This is a genomic window from Massilia sp. DWR3-1-1, assembly GCF_049898325.1.
Classification (GTDB): Bacteria; Pseudomonadota; Gammaproteobacteria; order Burkholderiales; family Burkholderiaceae_D; genus JAFCUW01.
Genome location: NZ_JAFCXL010000004.1, coordinates 51,731 through 75,683 on the forward strand (window position 1 = coordinate 51,731; position 23,953 = coordinate 75,683).

The 23,953-nt window shown below is 64.1% G+C and carries 22 protein-coding genes and 1 pseudogene; 21 read left to right on the forward strand and 2 right to left on the reverse strand.

The annotated features are described in order from the left end of the window. Position 1 precedes the first annotated feature (1 nt). A complete protein-coding gene (locus ACP7EY_RS05625) occupies positions 2–361 on the forward strand; it encodes an RnfH family protein (RefSeq protein WP_426191334.1) in 360 nt (119 codons plus the stop codon). Positions 362–373: 12 nt separating this feature from the next. On the opposite strand, the gene ACP7EY_RS05630 is transcribed toward ACP7EY_RS05625, so the two are convergent. After that, entirely contained in the window at positions 374–895 is a 522-nt protein-coding gene (locus ACP7EY_RS05630) for a DUF4124 domain-containing protein (protein ID WP_426191336.1), read from the reverse strand. Between the two features lie 200 nt (positions 896–1,095). Between ACP7EY_RS05630 and guaB the strand changes: the two genes are divergently transcribed. The 8 genes and pseudogenes from guaB (at position 1,096) to ACP7EY_RS05670 (ending at position 11,427) form a co-directional block, all read left to right on the forward strand. Further along, a complete protein-coding gene (gene guaB / locus ACP7EY_RS05635; RefSeq protein ID WP_426191338.1) occupies positions 1,096–2,559 on the forward strand; it encodes an IMP dehydrogenase in 1,464 nt (487 codons plus the stop codon). An 87-nt stretch (positions 2,560–2,646) separates the two neighbouring features. Then, positions 2,647–4,257 (forward strand): glutamine-hydrolyzing GMP synthase, encoded by a 1,611-nt coding sequence (gene guaA, locus ACP7EY_RS05640; RefSeq protein WP_426191340.1) that lies wholly within the window; start codon positions 2,647–2,649, stop codon positions 4,255–4,257. Between the two features lie 304 nt (positions 4,258–4,561). Next, positions 4,562–4,675: pseudogene (locus tag ACP7EY_RS05645) on the forward strand (IS21 family transposase); the annotation flags it as partial. Positions 4,676–5,359: 684 nt separating this feature from the next. Further along, positions 5,360–5,791, forward strand: coding sequence for an SRPBCC family protein (locus ACP7EY_RS05650; protein ID WP_426191342.1), 432 nt, complete (start codon positions 5,360–5,362; stop codon positions 5,789–5,791). Between the two features lie 345 nt (positions 5,792–6,136). Next, entirely contained in the window at positions 6,137–7,066 is a 930-nt protein-coding gene (locus ACP7EY_RS05655; RefSeq protein WP_426191344.1) for a fumarylacetoacetate hydrolase family protein, read from the forward strand. Positions 7,067–7,498: 432 nt separating this feature from the next. Then, the gene (locus ACP7EY_RS05660; RefSeq protein WP_426191346.1) at positions 7,499–8,176 is read left to right on the forward strand and encodes a maleate cis-trans isomerase family protein; all 678 of its coding nucleotides are present in this window, start codon (positions 7,499–7,501) and stop codon (positions 8,174–8,176) included. A gap of 286 nt (positions 8,177–8,462) precedes the next feature. Continuing rightward, complete coding sequence (locus ACP7EY_RS05665) at positions 8,463–10,514, forward strand: TonB-dependent receptor (protein ID WP_426191348.1); 2,052 nt, start codon at positions 8,463–8,465, stop codon at positions 10,512–10,514. Between the two features lie 136 nt (positions 10,515–10,650). After that, complete coding sequence (locus tag ACP7EY_RS05670) at positions 10,651–11,427, forward strand: helix-turn-helix domain-containing protein (RefSeq protein WP_426191350.1); 777 nt, start codon at positions 10,651–10,653, stop codon at positions 11,425–11,427. A gap of 68 nt (positions 11,428–11,495) precedes the next feature. On the opposite strand, the gene ACP7EY_RS05675 is transcribed toward ACP7EY_RS05670, so the two are convergent. Continuing rightward, positions 11,496–12,302, reverse strand: coding sequence for a helix-turn-helix domain-containing protein (locus ACP7EY_RS05675; RefSeq protein ID WP_426191352.1), 807 nt, complete (start codon positions 12,300–12,302; stop codon positions 11,496–11,498). Positions 12,303–12,652: 350 nt separating this feature from the next. Here ACP7EY_RS05675 and ACP7EY_RS05680 point away from each other — a divergent pair, with 350 nt between their 5' ends. The 12 genes from ACP7EY_RS05680 to ACP7EY_RS05735 all read left to right on the forward strand — a co-directional run bounded on the left by ACP7EY_RS05680 (position 12,653) and on the right by ACP7EY_RS05735 (position 23,938). Continuing rightward, entirely contained in the window at positions 12,653–13,267 is a 615-nt protein-coding gene (locus ACP7EY_RS05680) for a hypothetical protein (RefSeq protein ID WP_426191354.1), read from the forward strand. Positions 13,268–13,430: 163 nt separating this feature from the next. Further along, entirely contained in the window at positions 13,431–14,282 is an 852-nt protein-coding gene (locus ACP7EY_RS05685) for a fumarylacetoacetate hydrolase family protein (protein WP_426191356.1), read from the forward strand. A gap of 44 nt (positions 14,283–14,326) precedes the next feature. Next, positions 14,327–14,968, forward strand: a complete 642-nt coding sequence (locus tag ACP7EY_RS05690) for an NADPH-dependent F420 reductase (protein WP_426191358.1) — start codon at positions 14,327–14,329, stop codon at positions 14,966–14,968. 119 nt (positions 14,969–15,087) lie between these two features. Next, complete coding sequence (locus tag ACP7EY_RS05695) at positions 15,088–16,416, forward strand: MFS transporter (protein ID WP_426191360.1); 1,329 nt, start codon at positions 15,088–15,090, stop codon at positions 16,414–16,416. A 21-nt stretch (positions 16,417–16,437) separates the two neighbouring features. After that, complete coding sequence (locus ACP7EY_RS05700) at positions 16,438–17,034, forward strand: carboxymuconolactone decarboxylase family protein (protein WP_426191362.1); 597 nt, start codon at positions 16,438–16,440, stop codon at positions 17,032–17,034. 39 nt (positions 17,035–17,073) lie between these two features. Further along, complete coding sequence (locus ACP7EY_RS05705; protein WP_426191364.1) at positions 17,074–18,336, forward strand: MFS transporter; 1,263 nt, start codon at positions 17,074–17,076, stop codon at positions 18,334–18,336. 189 nt (positions 18,337–18,525) lie between these two features. Continuing rightward, positions 18,526–19,791 (forward strand): acyl-CoA dehydrogenase family protein, encoded by a 1,266-nt coding sequence (locus ACP7EY_RS05710; RefSeq protein WP_426191366.1) that lies wholly within the window; start codon positions 18,526–18,528, stop codon positions 19,789–19,791. After that, on the forward strand, positions 19,788–21,038 hold the full coding sequence (locus ACP7EY_RS05715) for an acyl-CoA dehydrogenase family protein (RefSeq protein WP_426191368.1): 1,251 nt from the start codon (positions 19,788–19,790) through the stop codon (positions 21,036–21,038). Before ACP7EY_RS05710 ends, ACP7EY_RS05715 begins: the two co-directional genes overlap by 4 nt. After that, the gene (locus tag ACP7EY_RS05720; RefSeq protein WP_426191370.1) at positions 21,038–21,799 is read left to right on the forward strand and encodes a carboxymuconolactone decarboxylase family protein; all 762 of its coding nucleotides are present in this window, start codon (positions 21,038–21,040) and stop codon (positions 21,797–21,799) included. Before ACP7EY_RS05715 ends, ACP7EY_RS05720 begins: the two co-directional genes overlap by 1 nt. Then, the gene (locus tag ACP7EY_RS05725) at positions 21,796–22,521 is read left to right on the forward strand and encodes a dienelactone hydrolase family protein (RefSeq protein ID WP_426191372.1); all 726 of its coding nucleotides are present in this window, start codon (positions 21,796–21,798) and stop codon (positions 22,519–22,521) included. Before ACP7EY_RS05720 ends, ACP7EY_RS05725 begins: the two co-directional genes overlap by 4 nt. Positions 22,522–22,532: 11 nt before the next feature. After that, positions 22,533–23,363, forward strand: a complete 831-nt coding sequence (locus ACP7EY_RS05730) for an SDR family NAD(P)-dependent oxidoreductase (RefSeq protein WP_426191374.1) — start codon at positions 22,533–22,535, stop codon at positions 23,361–23,363. A gap of 2 nt (positions 23,364–23,365) precedes the next feature. After that, positions 23,366–23,938, forward strand: coding sequence for a carboxymuconolactone decarboxylase family protein (locus ACP7EY_RS05735; RefSeq protein WP_426191376.1), 573 nt, complete (start codon positions 23,366–23,368; stop codon positions 23,936–23,938). The last annotated feature ends 15 nt before the right edge of the window (positions 23,939–23,953 follow it).

Consider the following 23,953-nt stretch of genomic DNA (forward strand, 5'->3'; position numbering starts at 1 on the left):
GATGAGCGTGCCCACCGCGCCTGCCACCGTCCACGTCGTCGTCAGCTACGCCACGGCGCAGCAGGAAATCGTGCGCGCACTGGCGCTGGCGCAGGGCGCCACGGTGGGCGACGCGATCGCGGCGTCCGGCATCCTGGCCGAGATGGCGCGGCTGGCGCAGGCGGGAACGCTGGGCAATCTTGCCGATCCGCGCGACCCGGGCACGGTGCCGTTCGATCCGGCGCTGCACCAGGTCGGTGTATTCGGCAAGAAGCGGCCGCTCGAGAGCGTGCTGCGCGATGGCGACCGGGTCGAACTGTACCGGCCCCTGCTGGCGGACCCGAAGGAAAGCCGGCGCCGCCGCGCGGGCACCAAGGCTTGAGCGGGCCTGGCCTCAGCCGCCCTTGCAGTCGGCCATGGCCTGGTTGACTTTCTTGCTTTCCACTTCCCGCTGGGCCTCGTCCAGGTAGCCGCGCTCGCCATTGCTGTCAGTCGTGCTGATGCGCGAACCCGAGTCGAGCGCGGCGCGGGCGCGGCGCGCGCCCGCGCAGTTGGCCGCCTGGGCGCTACGTCGTGCCGTGTCGTCGCGCTCCTTCTTGTCCTGCTCGGCCTTGGCTTTTTGACGCTTGCTGAAATCGGCTTCGCGCTCGGCCAGGGTGGGCGGCGCTTTTGGCGCGGCGGCGGGGGCGGTCGGGGCGGCCTCGGGCGGCGGCATATTGTCCGCGCTGAACTGGCCCCTGGGCGCCTGCCTGATGTCCTTCAATGGCACCGAGGGCGGCGGTGGCCGGTCGGAATACTGCTTGATGCCCTTGGCGTCGATCCACATGTACTGGGCGTGCGCCAGCGTGGCGCTGCACAGCAGCAGGGCGCCGGCCAGCGCTGGCAGCCTTGTGCGAAGTCGGATGGCTTGGTTCATGGTGAAGCTTTCTGGATGTTTCTTTACATCACTACGCCACGGATTGGCGGCCGTGTCAACCCGGCGCGGCCAGGGCGGGGCGGAAAGGCGGGCACACTGTGGCCGATCGACAAATGCCTTGAGGCATAGAAAAAAATGAACGCCAGACGGGGCCGGCGAACTTCTGTATAATTCGCTTTTGCGCCTATAGGAAAATTACTATGCGTCTGCTTCAAAAAGCACTCACGTTCGATGATGTGCTGCTCGTCCCCGCCTACTCCAACGTCTTGCCTGCAGATACGTCTCTGAAGACCAAGCTGACGCGCAATATCACCTTGAACATCCCGCTGCTGTCGGCCGCGATGGACACCGTCACTGAAGGCCGCCTGGCCATCGCCATGGCGCAAGAGGGCGGCATCGGCATCATCCACAAGAATCTCAGCGCCAAGGACCAGGCCCGCGAAGTGGCCAAGGTCAAGCGTTTCGAAGCAGGCGTGCTGCGCGATCCCATCACCATCCCGCCGGACATGAAAATCCGTGACGTCATCGCCCTGACCGAACAATACGGCATCAGCGGTTTTCCTGTCGTCGAGGGCAAAACCGTGGTCGGCATCATCACCAACCGCGATTTGCGCTTCGAGGAAGAACTCGACGCCGAAGCGCGCGCCAAGATGACCCCGCGCGACAAGCTCGTCTACGTCAAGGAAGACGCCGACCCGGCCGAAGCGAAGCGCCTGATGAACAAGCACCGCCTCGAGCGCGTGCTGGTCGTCGATGACAATTTTGAATTGCGCGGGCTCATTACCGTCAAGGATATACAAAAATCGCACGAACACCCGTTCGCTTCGAAAGATGCCCAGGGAAAACTGCTGGTGGGCGCCGCCGTGGGCGTGTCCGCCCGCGATGAAGAGCGCATCGACCTGCTGGTCGCCGCCGGCGTGGACGTGCTCGTGGTCGACACTGCCCACGGCCACTCGCAGGGCATTCTCGACCGCGTGCGCTGGATCAAGACCAAGTATCCGCAGGTCGATGTCATTGGCGGCAATATCGCCACCGCCGCCGCCGCGCTGGCGCTGGTCGAATACGGCGCCGACGCCGTCAAGGTGGGCATCGGCCCTGGCTCCATTTGCACCACCCGCATCGTCGCCGGCGTGGGCGTGCCGCAGATCACCGCCATTTCGAACGTGTCCGATGCCTTGAAGGACTCGGGCGTGCCGTGCATCGCCGATGGCGGCATCCGTTTCTCGGGTGATATCTCGAAAGCGCTGGCGGCGGGCGCCTCGACTGTCATGATGGGCTCGATGTTTGCCGGCACCGAAGAAGCGCCTGGCGAAGTGATCCTGTACCAGGGCCGCAGCTACAAATCCTACCGCGGCATGGGCAGCCTGGGCGCGATGGCGGACGGTTCGGCCGACCGCTATTTCCAGGACGCGTCGATCAAGGCCGACAAGTTCGTCCCCGAAGGCATCGAAGGGCGCGTGGCCTACAAGGGCAGCGTGCTGGCGATCATTTATCAGCTCGTCGGTGGCGTGCGCCAGTCGATGGGCTATTGCGGTTGCGCCTCGATCGACGAGTTGCGCGAGAAAGCCGAGTTCGTGGAAATCACCTCGGCCGGCATGAAAGAATCGCACGTCCACGACGTGCAGATCACCAAGGAAGCGCCGAACTACCGTTCCGGCGACTGATCCCTCCGACGCGGCGATTATTCGCCGCGTTGTTGTATTGGCTCCCCCATTGTCGTCTTATCCCTGTTTTAGTCTAGAGACCGCCCCATGCATTCAAAGATCCTCATCCTCGATTTCGGTTCGCAAGTTACCCAGCTGATCGCCCGCCGCGTGCGTGACGCTGGCGTGTTCTCCGAAGTGTTCCCGTACGACGTCAGCGACGAGTTCGTCCGCAACTACGGCGCCGCCGGGGTGATCCTGTCGGGCAGCCACAGTTCGACCCTGGACGGCGAATCGCCGCGCGCGCCGCAGGCGGTGTTCGAACTGGGCGTACCGGTGCTGGGTATCTGCTACGGCATGCAGACCATGGCCCAGCAACTGGGTGGCAAGGTGGAAAACGGCGCCGTGCGCGAATTCGGTTACGCCGAAGTGCGCGCGCGCGGCCACACGGCGCTGTTGAACGGCATCAACGACTTCGTCACCAGCGAAGGCCACGGCATGCTCAAGGTCTGGATGAGCCACGGCGACAAGGTACTCGAGCTGCCGCCCGGCTTCAAACTGATGGGCAACACCCCGAGCTGCCCGATCGCCGCCATGGCCGACGAGGAACGGCGCTTTTATGGCGTGCAGTTCCACCCGGAAGTGACGCACACGGTGCAGGGCAAGGCCATGCTGGGCCGCTTTGTGCATGAAATCTGCGGCTGCAAGGCGGACTGGAACATGCCCGACTACATCTCTGAGGCTGTCGCCAATATTCGCCGGCAGGTGGGCACGGACGAAGTCATCCTGGGCCTGTCCGGCGGCGTCGATTCGAGCGTGGCCGCGGCCCTGATCCACCGCGCCATCGGCGACCAGTTGACTTGCGTGTTCGTCGACCATGGCCTGTTGCGCCTGGAAGAGGGCGACATGGTGATGGCGATGTTTGCCAGCAACCTCGGTGTCAAGGTCATCCGTGTCGACGCGGAAGCGCAGTTCCTGGGCAACCTGGCCGGCGTGACGGACCCGGAAGCGAAGCGCAAGATCATCGGCCGCGAGTTCGTCGAGGTGTTCCAGGCCGAAGCGGGCAAGCTGCCGAACGCCAAGTGGCTGGCGCAGGGCACGATTTATCCGGACGTCATCGAAAGCGCTGGCAAAGGCAAGAAGGGCCAGACCATCAAGAGCCACCACAACGTGGGCGGCTTGCCGGAGACCCTGAATCTGAAACTGCTCGAGCCCTTGCGCGAACTGTTCAAGGACGAGGTGCGCAAGCTGGGCGTGGCGCTGGGCCTGCCGCACGACATGGTGTACCGTCACCCGTTCCCGGGCCCGGGCCTGGGCGTGCGCATCCTGGGCGAAGTCAAGAAAGAGTATGCAGATTTGCTGCGTCGCGCCGACGCGATTTTTATCGAAGAATTGCGCGCCACCCCGTTCGACTTGCCGCCGCTGACCACGATCGATTCGGGCGACGCGCCCACCAACTGGTACGAAGCGACCAGCCAGGCCTTCGCCGTGTTCCTGCCCGTCAAATCGGTGGGCGTGATGGGCGACGGCCGCACCTACGAATGGGTGGTGGCCTTGCGCGCCGTGCAGACGCTGGACTTCATGACGGCCCAATGGGCGCACTTGCCGCACACGCTGCTGGGCAAGGTGTCGAACCGGATCATCAATGAGGTGCGGGGGATTAACCGGGTGGTGTACGACATCTCGGGGAAACCGCCGGCGACGATTGAGTGGGAATAAGTTTGTTCAAGAAACAAAAATGATCATTTTTGATGAACCGATAAAGCTCTTTTTTCACGGGGCTTTATCGTTAGAGACGTGGCCACACTGCCGCTTAGAACCTACCGGGATAGGTTCTTATGGATGGCTGTCGCATTGGTGCCAGTTCTCGCTATTTTTCGCAGTTTTATCGTCTGCATGAATTGTTTTCTTCCCTCAGCCAACTCCGCTGACATGGCCTACTTACTCGACGCGTAACCATGTGTCAGTAGCGGTTGTACACTGATACATCGATTTTGGAAGATGGCTGCTTCGCGGAGCGGCCTTGAAACCCAGCGAGGTGTATGTGGAAATTGCGTTATTGAGCAAACATGGGTTGAGACTGCGGCGTATCGCCGCCGAGGTGGGCTTCGCGGCGAACACGGTGCTGCGGCACATGTACTGAGGGCTGTGCCGAGATGCAAACGCAAGGTATAAGCCAAGCGATCCATGAACCACGACATGCCGCTTGGTACTGCTTTCCGAATGCTTGCCGTTTCAATCTGAACGGGAGCAAACATGGAAGGCGACACGCAATTCTGAATGTCACAAATCGACGCCTTGCCCGATCGGTGTGGGCGCGCCATCTGGTCTGGTGCATACCGTTGTGGGCACCGCTGGCAACGTCTCGGACGTGAACCAGGCACATTGCTGAAAATCCAGCCTCTGGCAGTCCGAAAAGACGCACGATAAAATTGCAAGGCGCTCGCGTCCGTAAAAATCAGCGGAAGCGCCGAAATCATTCATTGATCAGCCCCCCTGGGCAGGCGAATGCCATTGCCGCCGCTCAGCTGCCGCCGCGGCGATGATGGCCGTGTCATTACAGGCGCTTTCAACCGTTGGCGTCCCCCGCTGATAGCGCCGTGTTGACCCTTGATACACCGTGCGGACATAAGGCGGGGAAATGCTCTCCTGCCGTTTCCTTGCGCGTTAGACTAATCGAGTAACGTTCCCGACGTCTTTCGTTCTGGAACGGGGCGTTGTGGCAATCCCGTTCATCGCTTCGAGGTCTCGATGGCGTCACGAGGGCGGGGTGTCGTATGCGGCGCGCGGCGCCGATCACTCAACAAAAAAGGAAGTAACGATGACAATTGTTAATGTAAACAAGAGCGTGAAATTGAAAGCGGGCGCAGCTGAGGTATGGAATTTCGTCAAGGATTTCGCCGGTTTTGCCTCGTGGCAACCGCACATCACCTCCGTGGAAATGCTGGCCAATGGGGATCGCAAGGTGTTGTTCAAGCGCGGTAATACCATGCTCGACCGAATCAAGCATCAGGACGATGGGGCCATGACCTTGACCTACGAACTGGTGCCTGGCCAGGAAACGCCGGCCGGCGCGCCGCCGATCAAGAGTCTCGATGCGACCTTCGTGGTCACTGCCGATGGTACGGGTTCGGAAGTCAGCTACACCATCGAAGCCGACGTGCCGCCGCCGATGGTCGAGCTGGCGCCCAAGGGTATCGGTGCCGATATCGACGGCGCCCTGGCCGGCCTGGTGACGCAGTTCGGTAACTGATTCGCAGCAAGCCCACTTCGGCCAGCGCCAGGCTGGTCCGGCGGCATTCGGGCCCCGGCCCAACAAGGGGCACCGACCCGGCTATTGATCGGGCGCCCGTGCCGCCACTGGCCAGTGGCGCGCAGGGTCAGGCATTCGCCCGATCGGCTCGCACAGACTCTCGACACCGCCCAGGGCAGCCGGCAAGCCGGCTTCGGCCAGTGCCTCAGCGTGACTGCAATTATGCCGCTGGCGCCCCGCGCGGTGGCGGCAGTATCGCGCAAGCCAAATGCCATGCCCGCATGGCTGGTTCCTCCCGCGGTAAACCCATTCAATACATCGCTCTAATTTGAAAGACCCTTTCACATGAAACTGGCTTTTTTCGATTCTTACCGTCTCGGACTTGTCGTCGGCAACGACATCGTCGATATTTCAAGCGAAGTACCGGTATACACCGAGGCTTCTGCCAACAATGCCATGCTTTGGCTGATCGAACATTTCGACGCGCTAAAGCCCGCCCTGGCGCTGGCCGCGCAAAACGGTGAGCGCATCCCCCTGACGAGCGTCAGGCTCCGGGCGCCACTGCCCAAACCCGGCAACATCGTTTGCATGGCGGTGAACTACATGGAGAACGGCACGCTGGCCGAAGCTCCGCCGATCAATGCGTTTCACAAGGCATCGGTCGGCGTCATCGGGAACGGCGACACGATGGTGTTGCCGGATATGCCGGCCACGGTGTTCGAGGCGGAAGCGGAGATCGCGCTGGTCATCGGTCGCCGCGCCGACCGGATTGACGCTGCCGACTGGCAAAATTACGTATTCGGTTACGTCGGCTTTATCGACGGCTCCGCGCGAGGCGTCAAGCCCGACAGAAATACGTTCTTCCAGATGAAATCGCGCGCGACGTTCGCGCCGCTCGGGCCATGGATCGTGACGGCGGACGAAATCGAGGATCCGCACAAGCTCGATATTGCGATGCGCGTCAACGGCGTGTTGCGTCAGGACTTCAACACCAGCGATATGGCGCACGACATTCCCAAGTCGCTTGCGTGGCTTAGCCACATTCATCCGCTCGAGCCGGGCGACATCGTCGCTACCGGGACCAATCACCGCGGGCTGGGCGCCATCCAGCACGGCGACCACCTGGCGCTGACGGTCGAAGGGGTCGGTACGCTATCGGTCGCGGTCCAGGACGACCTGCAACGGACCTGGTCGACCGAAACGCGGCTGGAGCGTCAGTCAAAGGGCCTGCCTGCGCTGTCGCCTCAGCTGTCCGGGAAATACACGCCGGCCTGAGCGCTGCACGGCGCGCGCGTCAGGATGCGCGCGCCGGTGTTGCATGGCCCACTTGACTGTTTTGGATTCGCAAACATTCTGGTTGCATTTCCTCGGCTACTCAGCGTGGCCGGACTTGCCTAGACTTGCCAGCCATGCGCTGACCGACCCGGTCGGTGCCAAGAGCGCCTGAACGACCGCAGAGTCGCACGGCGAAGACATCCGAAACCGGCGTGCCGTTGCCCTTGCATGAACCGAATGGCAAGGCCGCCATGGCCACCTTGGAGGAGCCATGAAGACAAGTAATCACCATCATCGCGTGGAGCGGGACGCGGCATGAATACGCGTGCGCACCTTGTACAGGCAGGCGATGGCGTCAACGCCAACCCTGCAGCGACCCGTCCCGCTAGCCGTCCCTTACGGATCGGCATGCTCCTGTCCTCGAGCAACCCCATGGCGGAGCCGGAACTCCAGCGCGTGCTGCCGTCCGACGTCACCGTGCTCACGACCCGCCTGAAACACGCCGCTTCCACGCCGGAAGCATTGCTGGGCATGACCGACAAGATCGAGGAAGGCTGCGACCTGCTGTCGGACGCGGCAGCCGATCTGATTGTCTTTAACTGCACCGCCGTGTCCACCTTCGATCCTGCAATGGGGGCGAAGATCGCCGGCCGGATCACCGCGGCATGCGGGCGGCCGGCGACGACCACTTCGGACGCCTTGCTGGCCGCGTTCGCCGCCCTCAAAGCGCGCCGCATCGTCCTGATCACGCCCTACATCGATGCCGTCAACCAGCGCGAGATCGCCTTTCTTGCGCACCATGGTTACGAGGTCATCGGCGACGTCGGCTTGGGATTGTTGGAAGGCACCAGCATGGCCGCGGTCAGCCCTGCCGAATGGGTCGACCTGGCGCGCCGCCATCGCGACGACCGCGCAGATGTGTATTTCCTCAGCTGCACGGCGATCAATGTCTTGTCGGTCATTGAAACGCTCGAACGTGAACTGGGGCGCCCGGTTGTGACGAGCAACCAGGCCATGTTGTGGCATTGCCTGCAGTTGCTGGGCAGGACCGCACCCATTGATGCCCTGGGAGCCTTGAGCAGGACAGTCCCGGCCAGCGTGGCTGCGTGATGTTTGCGCCACATCGCTGCCGCGATGGCAGCGCTGGAGGCGCGGCCGACCAATAACGAGAAGGAGAGCAGGGCGGCAACGCAGCCGCGATTGCGTTGCCGATCGAAACATACAGTGTGGGAGTGGAAAAGTATCGTAATTCTGCAGGACCGGAAAAATTCTAAATATAAAAGATGGAGACAAAGAAATGACCGCCAATACCAGAACAGCCAGAACGCGCAAGGTGACGTCGCCGGTTCGCCCGCCGCCCCTTGCGGGATGCAAGCGCTTTAACTATTCGCTCCTGATGTCGGGGCTGCTCGTCGGCTTCAACGCCTGGGCGCAGGCCGTGCCGGGCCAGGCCGCATCCGAGGCTGCGCCGCCGGCGCCGACAGCGCGCGCCAGCACCGGCAGCGAACTGTCGACCGTGGTCATCACTGCGCAAAAGCGCCCTGAAAGCGTGCAGAAAGCCTCGATCGCGATTTCCGCCATTGACGGCAGCGCCATCAATGAGTTCGGCCAGAACGCACTCGACGACGTCCTCAAGGATTTGCCCGGCGTGGTCATGCAGGCGACCGCGCGCGGCCTGACGCCATCGATTCGCGGGCTCGGCACCGACCTGCCGCCGGGGATCGGCGACGGCGCCGTCGCCACCAATTTCGACGGCATCTACAATGTGCGCGCCGAAGGTTCGCAGATTGTGTACGACATCGCTCGCGTCGAGGTATTGCGCGGGCCGCAGTCGACCCTGTACGGCCGTTCCGGCCCGGCCGGCATTGTCAACGTGATCAGCAACGACCCGAGTTTCAAACGGGAAGGTTCCGCCACCTTCGAAGCGGGCAATTTCAATCTGTTCCGCAGCGAGCTGATGTTCAATCAGCCGCTGAGCGAGAAAGTCGCCGTGCGCGCCGCCTTCAGCAGCGTCAACCGGGATGGCTACATGTCGAATGGCACCAATGATGCGAAATCGGTGGCTGGACGGGTAAAGCTTCTGTACAAGCCGAGCGAGGATATGTCGCTGCTGATCGGCGTCGAGGCGCTCAAGATCGGCGGCATCGGCAGTGGCGCGGTGCCGGCCTACGTCGAAGCGCCAGACGATCCCTACCTGGCCGTGCCATCGCCAGGCCAGTACGACCGCTACCGCAGCAATAAATACTGGGCCCAGCTCGACGCCAATATCGGATTTGCCCGCGTGACTGTACTGGTATCGACGGCCGATGCACGCAACAAGCAATTTGTTCCACCGGGCACCAGCCCTTCGAATGACGACGGCATGGATCCGAAGCGCCTGGACCAGAACTCGCTTGAAGTGCGCCTGTCGTCGCCTTCAACCAGCCAGCTCAAATGGTTGCTGGGCGCCTATTACTACGACAACGACATGGCCGTGACGCAGCTGTCGAACAATCCTGGATCGGTGGCAATCAACCAGCACACCACCGCGCGCTCGAAAGCGCTGTTCGGCAATATCAGCTATCCCGTGACCGATGGCTTGCGCGTCCTTGCCGGGTTGCGCACTACCAAAGACGACAAATCTTATGCGAATGATAACTTCGTGCCGCATGCGGATTTCTCCGATAGTTTCAAGCGTATTGACAGCAAATTAGGTATCGAGGTCGATACGGGAGCGCAGTCGATGCTGTACGCCACCGCCTCGACGGGCTACCGGCCGGGCACCTGGTCGCAGATGCCGCCTTACGAGCCGGTCAAGATGGAAACCGTGAATGCACTGGAGTTCGGCTCGAAGAACCAGTTCCTGAACAATCGCCTGCGCGTCAACGGCTCCTTCTATTATTACGACTACAAGAACTACCAGATTGCGGATCTGTTCTTCGATCCGATGGTCGGACGCGTCGTATTGACGTTCCAGAACATTGCCAAGGCCAGAAACTACGGCGGCGAAGTCGAGGCAAGCTGGCGCGTCAGCGTCGACGACAAGGTCGGCCTTGCAGTCGGCTATGTCAACGCCACCTTCCGCAGCGATGCCACGATCCATGCCGATCCCGGCGCGCCGGCGATGAACCTGAACGGCCGGGCGGTGCCGCACTCGCCGAATTGGACGGTCTCGGCAAACTACGAGCGCCACGTCGAATTCGCCAGCGGCGCCGAGCTGACGGCCCGCCTGAGCGCCCGCCATGTCTCGGCGCAGTACGTTTCACCGAACGCGCAGCCGCTGTCTTACCAGAAAGGCTACTCGACGGGCGATGCGACCCTGGTCTATCGTCCGGCCAAGGGTGACTGGTCGCTCACTGGCTATGTGAAAAACGTCAACGATGTCGCCGTCAAGACCAACTTCATCGCCGGCTGGAGCAATCTGGCCCCGCCGCGCACCTACGGTTTGATCGGCAGCGTCAATTTCTGACACGGCACGGTGCGCGTACTCACGCGCACCTACGCTCATATCCCCTGCACAGCGCTTGCAGTCGGGTGTATATTGATAAACTGCAACTTGTCCAAAGAGACAAGAGTCGATCGGTATCATCGAACCTGGAGGAGACATGACAGCATCATTGCGCACCCTGGACCGGGGCCTGAACGTCCTCGGTTATCTGAACAAAGCCCGTTTCGCGGCGCCGCAGCACATTGCCAAAGCGCTTGCCTTGCCGCTACCGACCGTGTACCGGATCATCGAAACACTTGCCCATGGCGGTTTCGTGGAACGCGTCAGCCCCGATGAAAACGTCTACCGGCTGACCATTGCGGTACGCCGCCTGAGTGGGGGAATGACGTGCGAGTCGGTGTTCGTCTCGGTGGCGACGCCGGTCCTGTTTGGGCGCAGGGAACAACTGAAGTGGCCGAGCGCAGTCTCGACCTTCGAGGCGGACAGCATGGTCGTGCGCGAAAGCACCGACCGTTTCAGTCCCCAGCCGATTGGCCTGCGCGCGGTGGGCCGCTGGATTCCCATGTTGTCAACCCCGCTGGGCTGGGCCTATCTGGCGTTTTCTCCCGACGAGCAGCGCCGCGAGATCGTGGCCCACCTGCGCAGGTCGCCAGCGCCGGAGAATCGCGTGGCGCGCGATCCCCATCACATCACCCACATGGTGCGTACTGTCCAGGCGGACGGCTACTGCGCTTCGGACGAGATTTCCTACAAGCGCTGCGGCAGCATCGCACTGCCCGTGCTGTCGCGCGGCAGGGTGTTCGGCTGCATCAGCACCGCGTGGCCGTCGTCGCTGATTGCCGAGGACGCCGCCATCGCGCGATTGCTGCCGGTGCTGCGCGAAGCGAAAGCGGAAATTGAGCAGCAGCTCGAATCGGTGGCCATCGACTGGTAAGGCGCCAAGGTGGCCGTGCGGTTCGCTGCCGGCGTAATGCTTCCCGCCCCACCTTTGCGGCCATTGGCTCAGGCGGCAACGGCAACGGCGCCGTCGGGCGGCGCCAGCGTCATGCCCTCGTATCCCATCTTGAGCAGGCCGGCTTCCATGTCGCGCTTGGTTTGCAGCAAATCGGGCAGATAGCGGGTAATCACCTCTTCATAGTCCACCGTCGCAGCCACCCAGACGATATTGATGCAGGCGAAAACCGTATCGTGCAGCATGATCGGCACGGCGATGCTAGCGCACTTTGCATGATCGAGCTCGCGGCAGTTGCTGTAGCCGTTCGCGCGTGAGCTGGCGATCATTTTCTCCAGGAAGGCCTCGTCCCGGCTCAAGGCGTTGTCGGGATCCGGGGACCTGCGCAGCGAGGCCAGGATTTCCCTGCGTTCCTGCTCTGGACAAAACGCCAGGTAGGCGCGCCCGAGCGGGCTTTTCAGCAGATGGCGCTTGCGCCCGATCATGCCCACATCGACCGAAAAAGGACTGAAGCTGTGCGTGCTGACGCGGATGATCATGGCATCGTCCTTGAAGGTCGCCAAGTCGGTCGGCCACAGTACCTTCTCGCCCAGTCGCTGCAGCAGTGGCGCGCCCAGGTTGCGGATCCATTCTTCGTCGATAAATCCTTCGCCAAGGTGGCGCACCGCGCCGGTCAGGCGAAATACGCTGTCCGACACACTGCGATAGAGCAGGCCACGGTTCTCGAGCGTCTCCAGGATGCGATACACAGTCGGCCGCGGAATTTTGAGCTCCCTGGCGATTTCGTGCGCGGTCGAGGCGCGCACGGTATTGAGGTATTCAAGCACATTGAGTCCGCGCTCGAGCGAGCAAATCATTTTGTAGGTCATGCCGTGGTCTCGCTTCAACGTCGATCAGGTGTTCTGGCAAGCCGGCCAGGTGAGGCGCTCGCGCTTCGCCGCAGATGCCGTCCGTCGGGAAAACAGGCAGACCGGATGGGGCGCCCGTGCTGATGATTATACAAGCATCGGCGCGCTGTCAGCGGGCCTTGATTGCCCGGACCGCAAGCGGGAAATCGCCAAAGTGGCGCCGCGCTGCAAGGCCCGATACACAGGTCGGACAGCCGTCATCGCCAACTTGCCGCAGCACCTCGAGGAGGCTATCGTCGGCGCCAGAGCAGATGCACCGGCGCTGCCGCGCCCGGCGCACAAGGGACACAGGAGACTATATGAAGGCGTTTTACGGTTTGCCAGAAGTCGAACGGCTGCCTGGGCGTGCGCTTGCCATCGGAAATTTCGACGGCGTCCACCGCGGGCACCAGGCCATCATCGAAAAGCTCAACACCGAAGCCGCCAGGCGCTGCATGCCGAGCTGCGTGCTCACCTTCGAGCCGCACCCGCGCGACTACTTTGCCCAGCTTACCGGTCGCGCCGCCGGCGCCGTCAAGCGCATCACCAGCAGTGAAGAAAAACTGGCAGCGCTGGCGCGCTATGGCGTCGACCAAGTGCTGGTGCTGCCATTCGACCGCTGGCTCGCCAGTTGTTCGAGCCAGGGCTTCATCGATGCCGTGCTGGTGCGCGGCCTGAGCGCCGCTTACGTCATCGTCGGCGACGATTTTCAGTTCGGCGCCGGGCGCACGGGAAATTTCGACACGCTGGCCGCGGCCGGGCACCGGACTGGCTTCGATGCCGAATCCATGCCGGCGTTTCCGGCCCAGGGCGCGCGTATCTCCAGCACCCTGATCCGCCTGGCGCTGGCCCGGGGCGATGTTGCGACGGCCGAGCAGTTGCTCGGGCGAGAGCTAAGCCAAGGGCGCAAGCCAAGGGCGCAACTGTTTGGCTAGTTGCGTGAAAACAGGCAGGAAGCCGCATCGGCATGCGCGAAGCAGATGCGCCACGGGCCATCCGCCGGACCGATACACAGGCCGGACAAGGCGGGCGGCATCCTTGTTCGAGGCAGCGCCCGCGCACTACTATTTATATCAACCATAAGAAAGAGACGAGACCATGAAGCTGCTGAGTTTTGAGATTGCGGGTACGCCGAAGTTCGGCGTGTGGGTGGACGGCGGGGTGATCGACATGACGCAGCGGCTGGCGGGGAAATATCCCGATCTGCTCAGCGTCCTGCAAGCGGGCGCGCTGGCCGAGATTGCCGCTGCCGCGCGCCATGGCACCCCTGACTACAGCGCCGACAGCATCGGCTTCCTGCCGGTCATTCCGAATCCGCCAAAGATCATCTGTATCGGCATTAACTACGAAGAGCACCGCTCCGAGATCGGCCGCGAGCCCTCGCTCAAGCCGCCCGTGTTCGCCCGTTTCGCCAACTCCCAGGTGGGCCACCTGGGCGCGATTGTCCTGCCGCCCGAATCGGAAAAACTCGATTACGAGGGCGAGATCGCCGTCATCATCGGCAAAGGCGGCCGGCGCATCGCACCAGACCGGGTGTGGGGCCACATCGCCGGCTATGCGCCCTACAACGATGGCTCGGTGCGCGACTGGCAGGGACACACCCACCAGTGGACGCCTGGTAAGAACTTTGTCCACACCGGTGGATTTGGACCCTGGATGAGCACCGCGGACGAATTCGGCCCCGATCCCGAACTGCATCTCAGTACCCGCCTGAACGGCGTCGAGGTCCAGCGCGCCAGCAGCCGCCAGATGATCTTTTCGATCGCCGAACTGATCGCCTACTGCTCCACCTTCACCGAGCTCGAGCCGGGCGACGTCATCGTCACCGGCACCCCGGGCGGCGTTGGCGCGCGCCGCAAGCCGCAGCTGTTCATGCGCCATGGCGACGTGGTCGAAGTGGAAATCTCCCAAATTGGCGTTCTGCGCAACGTCATCGAACGGGAAGCGTAAGCCTTGCGCTCCCATCACCTCCAACCTGAAGGAACAATAACATCATGATCATAGGAATTCTCGGCGCCGGAAAAATGGCCCAAATGCTGGTGCCAAAGCTGGTGTCGGCCGGCCACCGCGTCATCCTCAGCAACTCGCGCGGCCCAGCCTCGCTCGAGGCTCTGGTCGAGCAGCTCGGCCCCGGCGTTAGCGCGGCCGAGTCGACGCAAATGCTGGTCGATGCCGACCTGGTATTTCTTGCCACGCCATGGGAAAAGACCGCTGCGGCGGTAGCGGCGGCCGGCTCGTGGACGGGCAAGACCGTCATCGACACCACCAATAACCGGCGCGGTCCGCGGCCGGTCGATCTGATCGATATCGGCAGCCGCGGTTCGAGCGAGATCGTCAGCGAGTTGCTGCCGGGTGCGCAGGTGGTCAAGAGCTTCAATTACGAGCCGATTCCCGTCTTCGCCGCCGGCCTGCCGCCGGAAGGCGACAGTGGTGCGGTCTTTTTCTCCGGCGACGATGCCAGCGCCAAGGCCAAAGTCGCCGAGCTGATTCGCGATATCGGCGGCGAGCCGATCGACGCCGGCACGCTGGCAGAGGGCGGCAAGCTGCACGGCATGGGCGGGCCATTGTCACTGAAGTTGAGCTTGCTGCCGCCGAAAGAAGCCAGGGCGCTGCTCGCCGCGGCGCGCCTGGCCTGACGCGGCGCCGGCGCGGGCAGCAGGCAGCGCCGGGTCGCTGATTTCACATCAATCGCTCAGCCACCCTGGCGGTGATTGGAGACTTTCATTTTGACTGACGGGTTTTTATGACGACAAGTATGCAATCACGCTGGATTGTCCTGGGCGCTCTGTGTTTCATGATGTGCGTCGGCATGGCGCTGCCCATCTATGGCGGCAGCGTACTGGGCACTTTCATGGCTGCCGACCTGCATTGGGAACGCAGTGCGCTCGGCATGCTGATCGCCGCCAACATGACCGCCGATGGACTGGCTGCCCCTTGGGTTGCCGCACTGGTCGGCCGGATCGGTACGCGCCGCTGCCTGATGATCGGCTGCGTGCTGATGGGGGTGGCGGCGCTCGCGCTGGCGAACTGGGTGGACACGCCATGGCAGGCGGCACTGTCGTTTGCGCTGCTCGGCGTGGCGGCCGCCTTTATCAGCGTGATTCCCTGCCAGACGGCAGCGACGGCCTGGTTCGGGCAGCGCCGGCCGATGGCGCTGGGCGTGCTGTATGCCGCCGTGGGAATAGGCGGATTCATTTTCGTCTGGTTGATGAGCTGGTCGCTGGAAAACGCGGCGATCGGCTATCGCATGGGGTGCTGGCTGTTCCTGGGCTTCGCGGTGCTCGGGCTGATGGTAGCGGTCTTCATCGTGCGCGACACGCCCGATCCGGTACAACGCGAGGCCTGGGAACGCGCCGACCGTGCGCGCCAGGCGCGCCGCCGCCCGGCCGATCCGGTGCGGTCGGAGGCGCTCAGCCCGGCGCTGGTCGCCGGGACGAACGCGCTCGACCTGCGTTTGCCCGAGTTGCTGCGCTCGCCGGCGCTGTGGGCGATCTATCTGAGCATGTTCGCCACCACCTGCGGCGCCGCGTTCGTGATTGCGCACGCCCAGGCGCATTTGCGCGATATGGGCCATTCCGCCATGGCGGCGGCCGGCACCATTTCCATCGTCTCTGCAGCGCTGGTGTTCGGCAATATCGGCATCGGCTGGATCGCCCAGCGCATCGGTCCGCGCCGCTCGTATTTTGCCGCCATGATGCTGTTCGTCCTCGGGCTGATCACCCTGGTCTACGCCCGCAGTTCGGTCGGCCTGTACGGCTACGCGCTGATCTATGGCCTGGGTTTCGGTGCGGTACAGGTCGGGCCGATGGTGCTGTTGAGCAGCTACTGGAGCGTCAAGGCGCTGCCGATGCTCACTGCCGTGGGCTTGCTGATCCAGACCGCCGGCGCGGCCCTCAGTCCCGTCGCCGCCGGCGTCTATTTCGACCGCTACGGCCATTACGAGCCGGTGATTGTCGTCATCGTCGTGATGTCACTGGTGACGATGGTCCTGCTGCGCCTGATCGGCCCGCCGCAGCCGCGCAAGCACGGCTCGCCGGCAGACGGCAACACGGGCGGGGTCTCCGATGCCCAGCCCAGTCATTGAAGGGGGCAGGCGATGCATGACATGCAAAATGGATCGGACCCGCTGCAAGAATTGCCGGCAGCCCTGGCCGCTGGCGCCCGGCGCCCGGCGGGCACTACAGGGCCCGTGCGGGTTGGGCTGGTGGTGCCCGGAACGCGGCCGGCGCTTGCCGATATCGAAGCGCGCATCATGGCGCAGCGCGGCCGTGTTTCGCTGCTCTACCAGGTGCTGCTCAACAGCGCAGCGATCGTCAGCGGCTGGGAGAGCATGCTCAGCGCTGTGCGCCTTCAGACCGGTGTGCCGGGACCATTGCGCGAACTGATCATCCTGCGCGTCGCCGTGCTCAACGATGCACCGTTTGAATATGAGGCGCATGCGCCGATCGCCCTGCGCGAAGGTGTGAGCGCGCAAAAAATCGCGGCGCTGTCCGCCGTCGCCATCGCCGAGCTGTTCGATCCGGAAGAAGCGCTGGTACTGGCCCTGACCGATGCGATGACGCGCGACGTCGCCGTGCCGGACGCGCTGATGGAAGGCCTCAAGCAGCGCTACGACGACCAGCAGCTGGTGGAACTGGTCGCTACCGTGGCCGCCTACAATATGGTCTCGCGCTTTCTGGTCGCGCTGCAGATCGCGCACTGACATGGCCCGGCCCGCCCAGCAGCGCTGGCGCGCTCCGGCATGACGCCCGCAAGCGCGCCGTTTTCGCCGTTCCACGGCGCCTTCAGGTCGGTTTGGCTGCTGCGTCTGTGTTCGACCCTCGGCAGCCAGCTGCTCGCCTTTGCGCTGGGGCTGCGCCTGTATCAGGTCAGCGGCTCGGCGCTCGACCTCGGCCTGCTCGGCCTGGTCCAGTTCGTTCCCAGCCTGGCCCTGGCGCTGCCCGCCGGCCAGCTGCTCGACCGGTTTGCGCCAGGCCGGGTGGCGGCCATCGCACAACTGGTCAATGCCGCGGCAGCGGCCAGCCTGCTGCTGTTGCCGCTGCTGCCCCGGTTGCCATTGCCTGCCGGCGCCAGTCTCACCTTCGGCCTGTATGCGGCGGCGCTGGTGACCGGCGCGACGCGCGCATTCGAACACCCGATCAATACTGCCTTGCTGCCCAGCGTGGTCGCCGAACACCATGTGGCGCGCGCCGTTGCCTGGGTCACGGCCCTGGCGAAAACTGCGACGCTGGTGGGACCGCTGATCGGCGGCCTGCTGTATGCGCTCAGCCCCGAGGCAGCCTATGGCGGGGCGCTGGCGTTCTTTGCCGCCGCCGCGATGCTGGCGGCAGGCCTGCCAGGGCGCGCCTGCGCCGCGTCGAAAGGCACCGGCGTGCGGGCCGCCTTTGCCGGCCTGCACGTGATCTGGCGTGACCGGGTATTGGGCGGCGCCATGTTGCTCGACCTGCTGGCAGTGCTGCTCGGCGGCGCCACCGCGCTGCTGCCAGTCTACGCGCTCGACGTGCTGGGGACCGGGCCGATCGAACTGGGCATGCTGCGCGCGGCGCCTGGCCTCGGCGCGGTCGCACTGGGATTCTGGCTCACCTGGCGCCCCGTCGTACGGCGCGTGGGGGCGGTGCTGCTGGCCGCCACTGCGCTGTTCGGCGCGCTGACCATCGCCTTCGGCATGTCGCGCAGTCTGCCGCTCAGTCTCATATTGCTTGCCGCCATAGGCGGCGCCGACATGGTCAGCATCCACATCCGTAGCGCCCTGGTGCAATTGCGCACGCCGGCCGGCCTGCGCGGCCGCGTGGGCGCCGTCAACGGCATCTTCATCAGCAGCTCGAACCAGATCGGCGCCTTTGAATCCGGCCTGACGGCACACTGGTTCGGCACGGCGCCGGCCATCGTGTTCGGCGGCACGGCCACGCTGGCGGCGGTCTGTGCGCTTGCCCTGTTTGTGCCGTCCCTGCGCCGGGTGGAGCGCATGCACGCGCCGGTGGACGCCCTCGCCGTACAGCGCTGAAATACGCCAGTGCCGGCAGCGTCGCTTGCTTTCGATCGAGTTTTTGCTGCGCCCAGGTAGGCCGCGCTGCCATGTCGGCGCCAGCAGATACACAGGTCGGACAGGCGTCACCACCGGCTTGTAGCGTGGACACAAGGAAGCTATCGTTTGTGTGCACAGTAGCAATGCACAGACTACACAGGAGATACCATGGTCAGTAAGCTGCAGGAAAAGATTGTACCGAATACGATGGCGGCGCCGGAGCCAGACCTGACTGCCGACGAGCTGGTGGCGCGCGCGGTCGCGCTGCGCGGCGCCTTGCTGGAAGGGCAGGCAGCGGCCGAGGAGCGCGGCACCTATTCGCCTGAAATGCATGCGGCGTTCGAGAAGGCCGGCTTCTACCGGACCTTGCAGCCGCGTCGATACGGCGGCTATGAATTCGGTGTGCCCACCTTCGCCCGGATGGTGATGGAAGTGGCGCGCGGTTGCCCGGGCAGCGCCTGGTGCCTGGCGCTGTCATCCGGTCATTCGCTCAATGTCGCGCAGCTGTTCGGCGAACGTGCCCAGGAACAGGCTTTCGGACCGGACGGCCATTTTGCCGCGGCAGCGCGCGCCATTCCTTCGGGGACGGCGACCCACGCCGACGGCGGCTGGCGCCTGCAGGGGACCTGGGATTACTGTTCCGGCGTGCCGTACTCGACACATGTCATGGTGGGCGTGCGGATCGTCGGCGAGGATGGCCCGCCGCAGGTCGCCGTTGCACTGGTGCCGCGCGACCAGTGGACCATGCTCGACAACTGGGGCGGCTATATCGGCATGCGCGCCAGCGGTTCGAACAGCGTGGTGATGGATGGGGCCTGGATACCCGAGCACTTGCTGGTCAGGGAAGATTTTTTCGCGCCCGACCTGTCGCAGGGTACCGAAGGCGCGCGCCTGCATGGCAATCCGATGTACGCCGGCGGCACCCTCGGCTTCTTCCAGACCGAGATCAGTTCCATCATCGTGGGCTTGGGTTACGCCGCCCTCGACGAGTACGAAAAAATCATCAGCGCGCGCAAGGCGTTCGGTCCGAATGCGGTGCTGCAATCGCAGCACCCCGATTACCAGCGTCCCTACGGCATTGCGCTGGGCAAGCTCGAAGCGGCGCGCCACGCGGTGCTCGGTGCGGCCCAGGAGTACATGGATCTTGCGCGCCTGTGCATGGAAGGCGAGCGTACTTACCTGCGCTCCGACGACATGCGGCTGCAGGCCGGCATGCAACAGGCCGCCCAATTATCGTTCGAAGCCGTCGACATGCTCTACCGCGCCGCCGCCACCAGCGCATCGGCCAAGAACGGCACGCGCATGCAGCGTTATTTCCGCGACATCTCGATGGCGCGCACCAATCCCGGACTGCAGTTCGAGCTGAAGGCGGCCGACCTCGCGCGCCAGTTGTTCAGCGAACGCACGCAGTCGCCAGCGGGCCAGTCAGCATGAGCGCGGCCCTGCAAGCGCCCGCCCTGGACGCGCTGCGACCGCCAGCCGCAGCTGGCGCCATCGCGCCACCGGAGGCCGGTCTGACGCCGCAGGAAATGCTGCGCCGCGCCACCGCAATGCGCAGCACGCTGCGCGAGCGACAGGCCGAAACCGAAGCGGCCGGCCGCATCCTGGACCGAACCAACGAGCAATTCATCGAGGCCGGGTTTTACCGGGTGGTGCAGCCGCGCCGCTTTGGCGGCCACGAATTCGACCTCACCACCTATGTCAAGGTGATGAGCGAAGTCGCGCGCGGCTGTCCGTCGAGCGGCTGGGTGCTGGCCCTGACGTCGGGCCATCCGATCATCCTCGCCGATCACCCCGAACAGGCCCAGATCGAAGCCTACGGCAACGACGGTCAATACCGTTGTCCCTCGGTGGGATCGCCGATACCGGTGCAAGTGGTGCCGGGCGGTTACCTGGTATCGGGTTGCTGGGATTATGCCTCCGGCTGCGATGTCGCCACCCACATCATGGCAAGCGGACTGGTGCCGCAGGATGGCGGACCGCCCAAGCCTGTGCTGATGCTGATCGACCGCAAGGACTTCACGATCATCGATAACTGGCAGGTGCTGGGCATGCAGGGTACCGGTTCGCGCCGCGTCGCCGTCGATCAGCTGTTCGTCCCGGCGCACCGGGTGGCCCCGCTGGCCATGTGGGGCGGCGTTTCAGCCGCCAGGGTGCATGCCAACCCGATGTATAACGGCCGCAAGGCGGGCTTCTTCATGATCGAGGGCGGCGCCGTGCTGATGGGATCGGCGCGCGGCATGCTCGACCTGTACGACGAGCTTCTGCGCGCCAAGCCGATGCGCTTTGCGGCCAAGACCAAGTTGATGGAGCACCACGAGTTCCAGCACTACTTCGGTGTCGCCCAGGCGCTGCTCGACAACGCGGACGCCGCGCTGCTGAAGGCGGCCCAGGACTATATGGACGCATGCACGGCGCAGGCCGAGCACGGCATCGAGTTCCCTGAAGTGGAGGACCGGCGCATCTTTCTGATGGTGCAGCAGGCTGCCCGGCTGGCATTCGAAGCGGTCGACCGCATCTTTACCACGGCCGGCACGCAGAGCGGGCAAACGGCGTCGATGCTCGGCCGCTATTATCGCGACATCGCCGTTCAGCGTACCCACTTTACCCAGCAGATGGACCGGACGGCCGTGAACTTCGCGCGCCTGCACTTCGGTTTCGCGCCGCTGTCGCCGTTCTGATGGGCGCGCCGATTTCTTCCGAAGCGACGCTGCAGGCCATCCGCGATGGCTTCCAGCAGCGCCGCGGGTACTGGAACGCCGACTGGGAACAGCTGCTGCAGTTTAATCCCGCCTATGTCGCCGCCTACCTGGAACTTTCCGCCTACACCGCCGAGCGCGGCGGCCTGTCGCCCAGGATGCGCGAGTTGATCTATGTGGCGACGAATTGTTCGCCCACCCATTTTTTCGAACGCGGACTGCGCCAGCATGCGCGCTTTGCGCGGGAATACGGCGCCACGCTCGAGCAACTGATCGCGGTCGCAATGGTCGTCAGTACGGTCGGCGTGCAGACTTACCTGCTCGGCGCGGCCGCCCTCGAGGAACTGGTGCCGGAGGCGTTCGCGCCGGGCGCCCACGAGGATTACGCCAGGGCCGTGCACAACAGGCACGTGCAGATGCTGGGTGCGGCCGTGCCGGAGGTGGCGGCGGCGATCCGGGTCGATCCGGCCTTCTACGAGGTTTGCCTGAATTTTGCAGGCGCCGCGTTCGCCAGCGATGGCCCGCTCTCGCCCAAGGAGGGCCACCTGGTTGCGCTGGCCGCCTACGCGCAGTGCACCCAGCTCTCCGGCACCGGGGTGAAGCAGCATATGCGCGCCGCACTCGCGCACGGCGCCACACCGGGCGAAGTGAGCGATGTGTGCAAGCTCATTACCAGTATGGGCGTGCATGCCGTCGTGCTGCCGGTGCCTGTCTTGATGAACGAATGGAGGACGCAATCTTGAGCACCACGCCATTGCTGTATTTCGCCGACGGTCTGGACTTTCGCGGCCAGCTGGCCATGCCGGCGCTGTCCGACGGCGCGGCCAAATTGCCTGGCATCCTGATTTTTCCCGAGGCGCCGGGGGTCGGTCCCCACGTGATCCGGCGCGCCGAGGCGCTGGCGCGGATGCACTACGTGGCGCTGGCGGCCGACGTCCACGGCGACGGCAAGCTGTTCGACGATCCGGTCAGCATGCTCGATAGCATCAAGCAAATAAAGAGCGATCCGCAGCGGCTGCTCCAGCGCCTTCAGGCCGCCCTCGATGCGCTCGCCCGCGTGCCGCAAGTCGACCCCGAGCGCATCGCCGTGATCGGCTATTGCTTTGGCGGCTGGTGCGCGCTGGAGCTGGCGCGCAGCGGCGCGGCGCTGGGCGGTGCCGGCATATTCCACGGCGCGCTGGCATCGGAACAGGATGCCGGCAGGATCCGGGCGCGGCTGCTGGTGTGCACCGGCGCGGCCGATCCGCTGGTACCGCTGGGCCAGGTGACGAAGTTCAGCGAAGAAATGTCTGGCGCCGGCGTCGATTGGCAGGTCCACCTGTATGGCAGCACCGGCCACGGTTTCACCAGCGAGGAGGCGGGCAGCAATCCACGGCCCGGTTTTGGCTATTCGGCATCGTCCGACCGGCGTTCATGGGCGGCGCTGCTTGCGTTTCTCGATGAAGTTTTTCCAAAGAATGTTTGATAGGAATTGAGATGGAATTTACACAGAAAACCGTTCTGATCACTGGCGCCGCTACCGGCATCGGGCGCGCCACCGCCAGGCAACTGGCCGGCATGGGGGCGCGCATCGTCATCGCCGACCTTAACGGCGAGAAGGCAGAAGCGACGGCGGCATCGATCCGCGCCGAGGGAAACGAGGCATTGGGTATGCGTTGCGACGTCACCAGCGACGACGAGGTGGCGGCCCTGATGCGTGAGGTCGGCGCCCGCTTCGGTGCCGTCGACGTCCTCATCAATAACGCCTCGATGCCGCCGATCGCCGGCAACATCGAAGACATCCCATTCGCGGCCTGGGAGGATGCCCTGCAGGTCAATGTGCTGGGCTATGTGCGCATGATACGCGCCGTTCTGCCTGCGATGATGGCGCGCGGCAGCGGCTGCGTGGTCAATACGGCGTCATCGCTTGCCATTTTGCCCGATCCGCCGACCCGTTTTCAGATTCCCTACACCACCACCAAGGCCGCGCAGCTTGGCATGGCGTACGGCCTGGCGCACGCGCTGCGCCCGCATGGGGTCCAGGTGTCCGTGTTCTGCCCCAGCATCACCGCCACCTCGGACCGTCCCGGTGGCCAGAGCCTGACGACGTCCGGTACCGAGATACCGGCCATGCTGCAGTTTCTCGATGGCGTCGATCCGCGCCGCGACAAGCCGGCCAGCGCGGAGTTTGCCGCTTCGGTGCTGATCGAGGGGCTGCGCGAGGATAAATTCCTGATCAGTTCACAGGTCGGTTACGAAGAACAGATCGTCGAGTTCGCGCGCGATGGCCTCGATCCGCTGTCGCTGGTGCGCAGGGCAGGTGCGTAATCGTGGCCCGCGTAAGCTACCTCAGCGTGGAAGACCTGGCGCCTGAATATCAGGACATGCCGCGCATGAAATCGAACATCACGCGCGCGCTGGCCCACAGCCCGCGCGGGGCGCGCCACAAGGCCGGCCTCGGCATGTACCTGCGCCACGAGAGCAGGCTCGAGCCGCGCCTGCGCGAGCTGGCGATCCTGCAGGTGGGGTATACCACCGGCAGCGAGTACGAATATGCCCACCATGTCGACGTCGCGCTGTCGTTCGGCGTCAGTGAAGCGGACATCCTGGCGATCGCACACGACAGCGCAGGACGAGCAAGCTCGCTCGATCCCGTCGCCCGCGCCGTGCTGCAGGCGGCGCGCGAGATGACCGAGCAGCTGCGCCTGAGCGATGCTTGCTTCGCCGTGCTCAACGCGGCGCTCGACGCCGAAGCGCTGATCGACCTGCTGATCGCCATCGGCGAATACAACGGCATGGTGCGCATCATGGCAGCGCTCGAGGTCGATCTCGAGCCCGAATTCCAGGCTTATCTGGAGCGCTTCCCCCTTCCTGTCCGTGCCGCGGCAGGCGATCACCGCTAATTTTTCTTTAAAGGT

What these genes read in the sequence shown, in the direction of transcription:
- guaB (WP_426191338.1), top strand. Translation starts at nt 1,096, where the DNA reads ATGCGTCTGCTTCAAAAAGCACTCACGTTCGATGATGTGCTGCTCGTC.
- ACP7EY_RS05730 (WP_426191374.1), top strand. Translation starts at nt 22,533, where the DNA reads ATGGAATTTACACAGAAAACCGTTCTGATCACTGGCGCCGCTACCGGC.
- ACP7EY_RS05710 (WP_426191366.1), top strand. Translation starts at nt 18,526, where the DNA reads ATGGTCAGTAAGCTGCAGGAAAAGATTGTACCGAATACGATGGCGGCG.
- ACP7EY_RS05665 (WP_426191348.1), top strand. Translation starts at nt 8,463, where the DNA reads ATGTCGGGGCTGCTCGTCGGCTTCAACGCCTGGGCGCAGGCCGTGCCG.
- ACP7EY_RS05660 (WP_426191346.1), top strand. Translation starts at nt 7,499, where the DNA reads ATGGCGGAGCCGGAACTCCAGCGCGTGCTGCCGTCCGACGTCACCGTG.
- ACP7EY_RS05625 (WP_426191334.1), top strand. Translation starts at nt 2, where the DNA reads ATGAGCGTGCCCACCGCGCCTGCCACCGTCCACGTCGTCGTCAGCTAC.
- ACP7EY_RS05680 (WP_426191354.1), top strand. Translation starts at nt 12,653, where the DNA reads ATGAAGGCGTTTTACGGTTTGCCAGAAGTCGAACGGCTGCCTGGGCGT.
- ACP7EY_RS05630 (WP_426191336.1), bottom strand. Translation starts at nt 895, where the DNA reads ATGAACCAAGCCATCCGACTTCGCACAAGGCTGCCAGCGCTGGCCGGC.
- ACP7EY_RS05650 (WP_426191342.1), top strand. Translation starts at nt 5,360, where the DNA reads ATGACAATTGTTAATGTAAACAAGAGCGTGAAATTGAAAGCGGGCGCA.
- ACP7EY_RS05670 (WP_426191350.1), top strand. Translation starts at nt 10,651, where the DNA reads ATGACAGCATCATTGCGCACCCTGGACCGGGGCCTGAACGTCCTCGGT.
- ACP7EY_RS05715 (WP_426191368.1), top strand. Translation starts at nt 19,788, where the DNA reads ATGAGCGCGGCCCTGCAAGCGCCCGCCCTGGACGCGCTGCGACCGCCA.
- ACP7EY_RS05700 (WP_426191362.1), top strand. Translation starts at nt 16,438, where the DNA reads ATGCAAAATGGATCGGACCCGCTGCAAGAATTGCCGGCAGCCCTGGCC.
- ACP7EY_RS05685 (WP_426191356.1), top strand. Translation starts at nt 13,431, where the DNA reads ATGAAGCTGCTGAGTTTTGAGATTGCGGGTACGCCGAAGTTCGGCGTG.
- ACP7EY_RS05705 (WP_426191364.1), top strand. Translation starts at nt 17,074, where the DNA reads ATGACGCCCGCAAGCGCGCCGTTTTCGCCGTTCCACGGCGCCTTCAGG.
- ACP7EY_RS05695 (WP_426191360.1), top strand. Translation starts at nt 15,088, where the DNA reads ATGCAATCACGCTGGATTGTCCTGGGCGCTCTGTGTTTCATGATGTGC.
- ACP7EY_RS05675 (WP_426191352.1), bottom strand. Translation starts at nt 12,302, where the DNA reads ATGATTTGCTCGCTCGAGCGCGGACTCAATGTGCTTGAATACCTCAAT.
- ACP7EY_RS05690 (WP_426191358.1), top strand. Translation starts at nt 14,327, where the DNA reads ATGATCATAGGAATTCTCGGCGCCGGAAAAATGGCCCAAATGCTGGTG.
- ACP7EY_RS05720 (WP_426191370.1), top strand. Translation starts at nt 21,038, where the DNA reads ATGGGCGCGCCGATTTCTTCCGAAGCGACGCTGCAGGCCATCCGCGAT.
- guaA (WP_426191340.1), top strand. Translation starts at nt 2,647, where the DNA reads ATGCATTCAAAGATCCTCATCCTCGATTTCGGTTCGCAAGTTACCCAG.
- ACP7EY_RS05655 (WP_426191344.1), top strand. Translation starts at nt 6,137, where the DNA reads ATGAAACTGGCTTTTTTCGATTCTTACCGTCTCGGACTTGTCGTCGGC.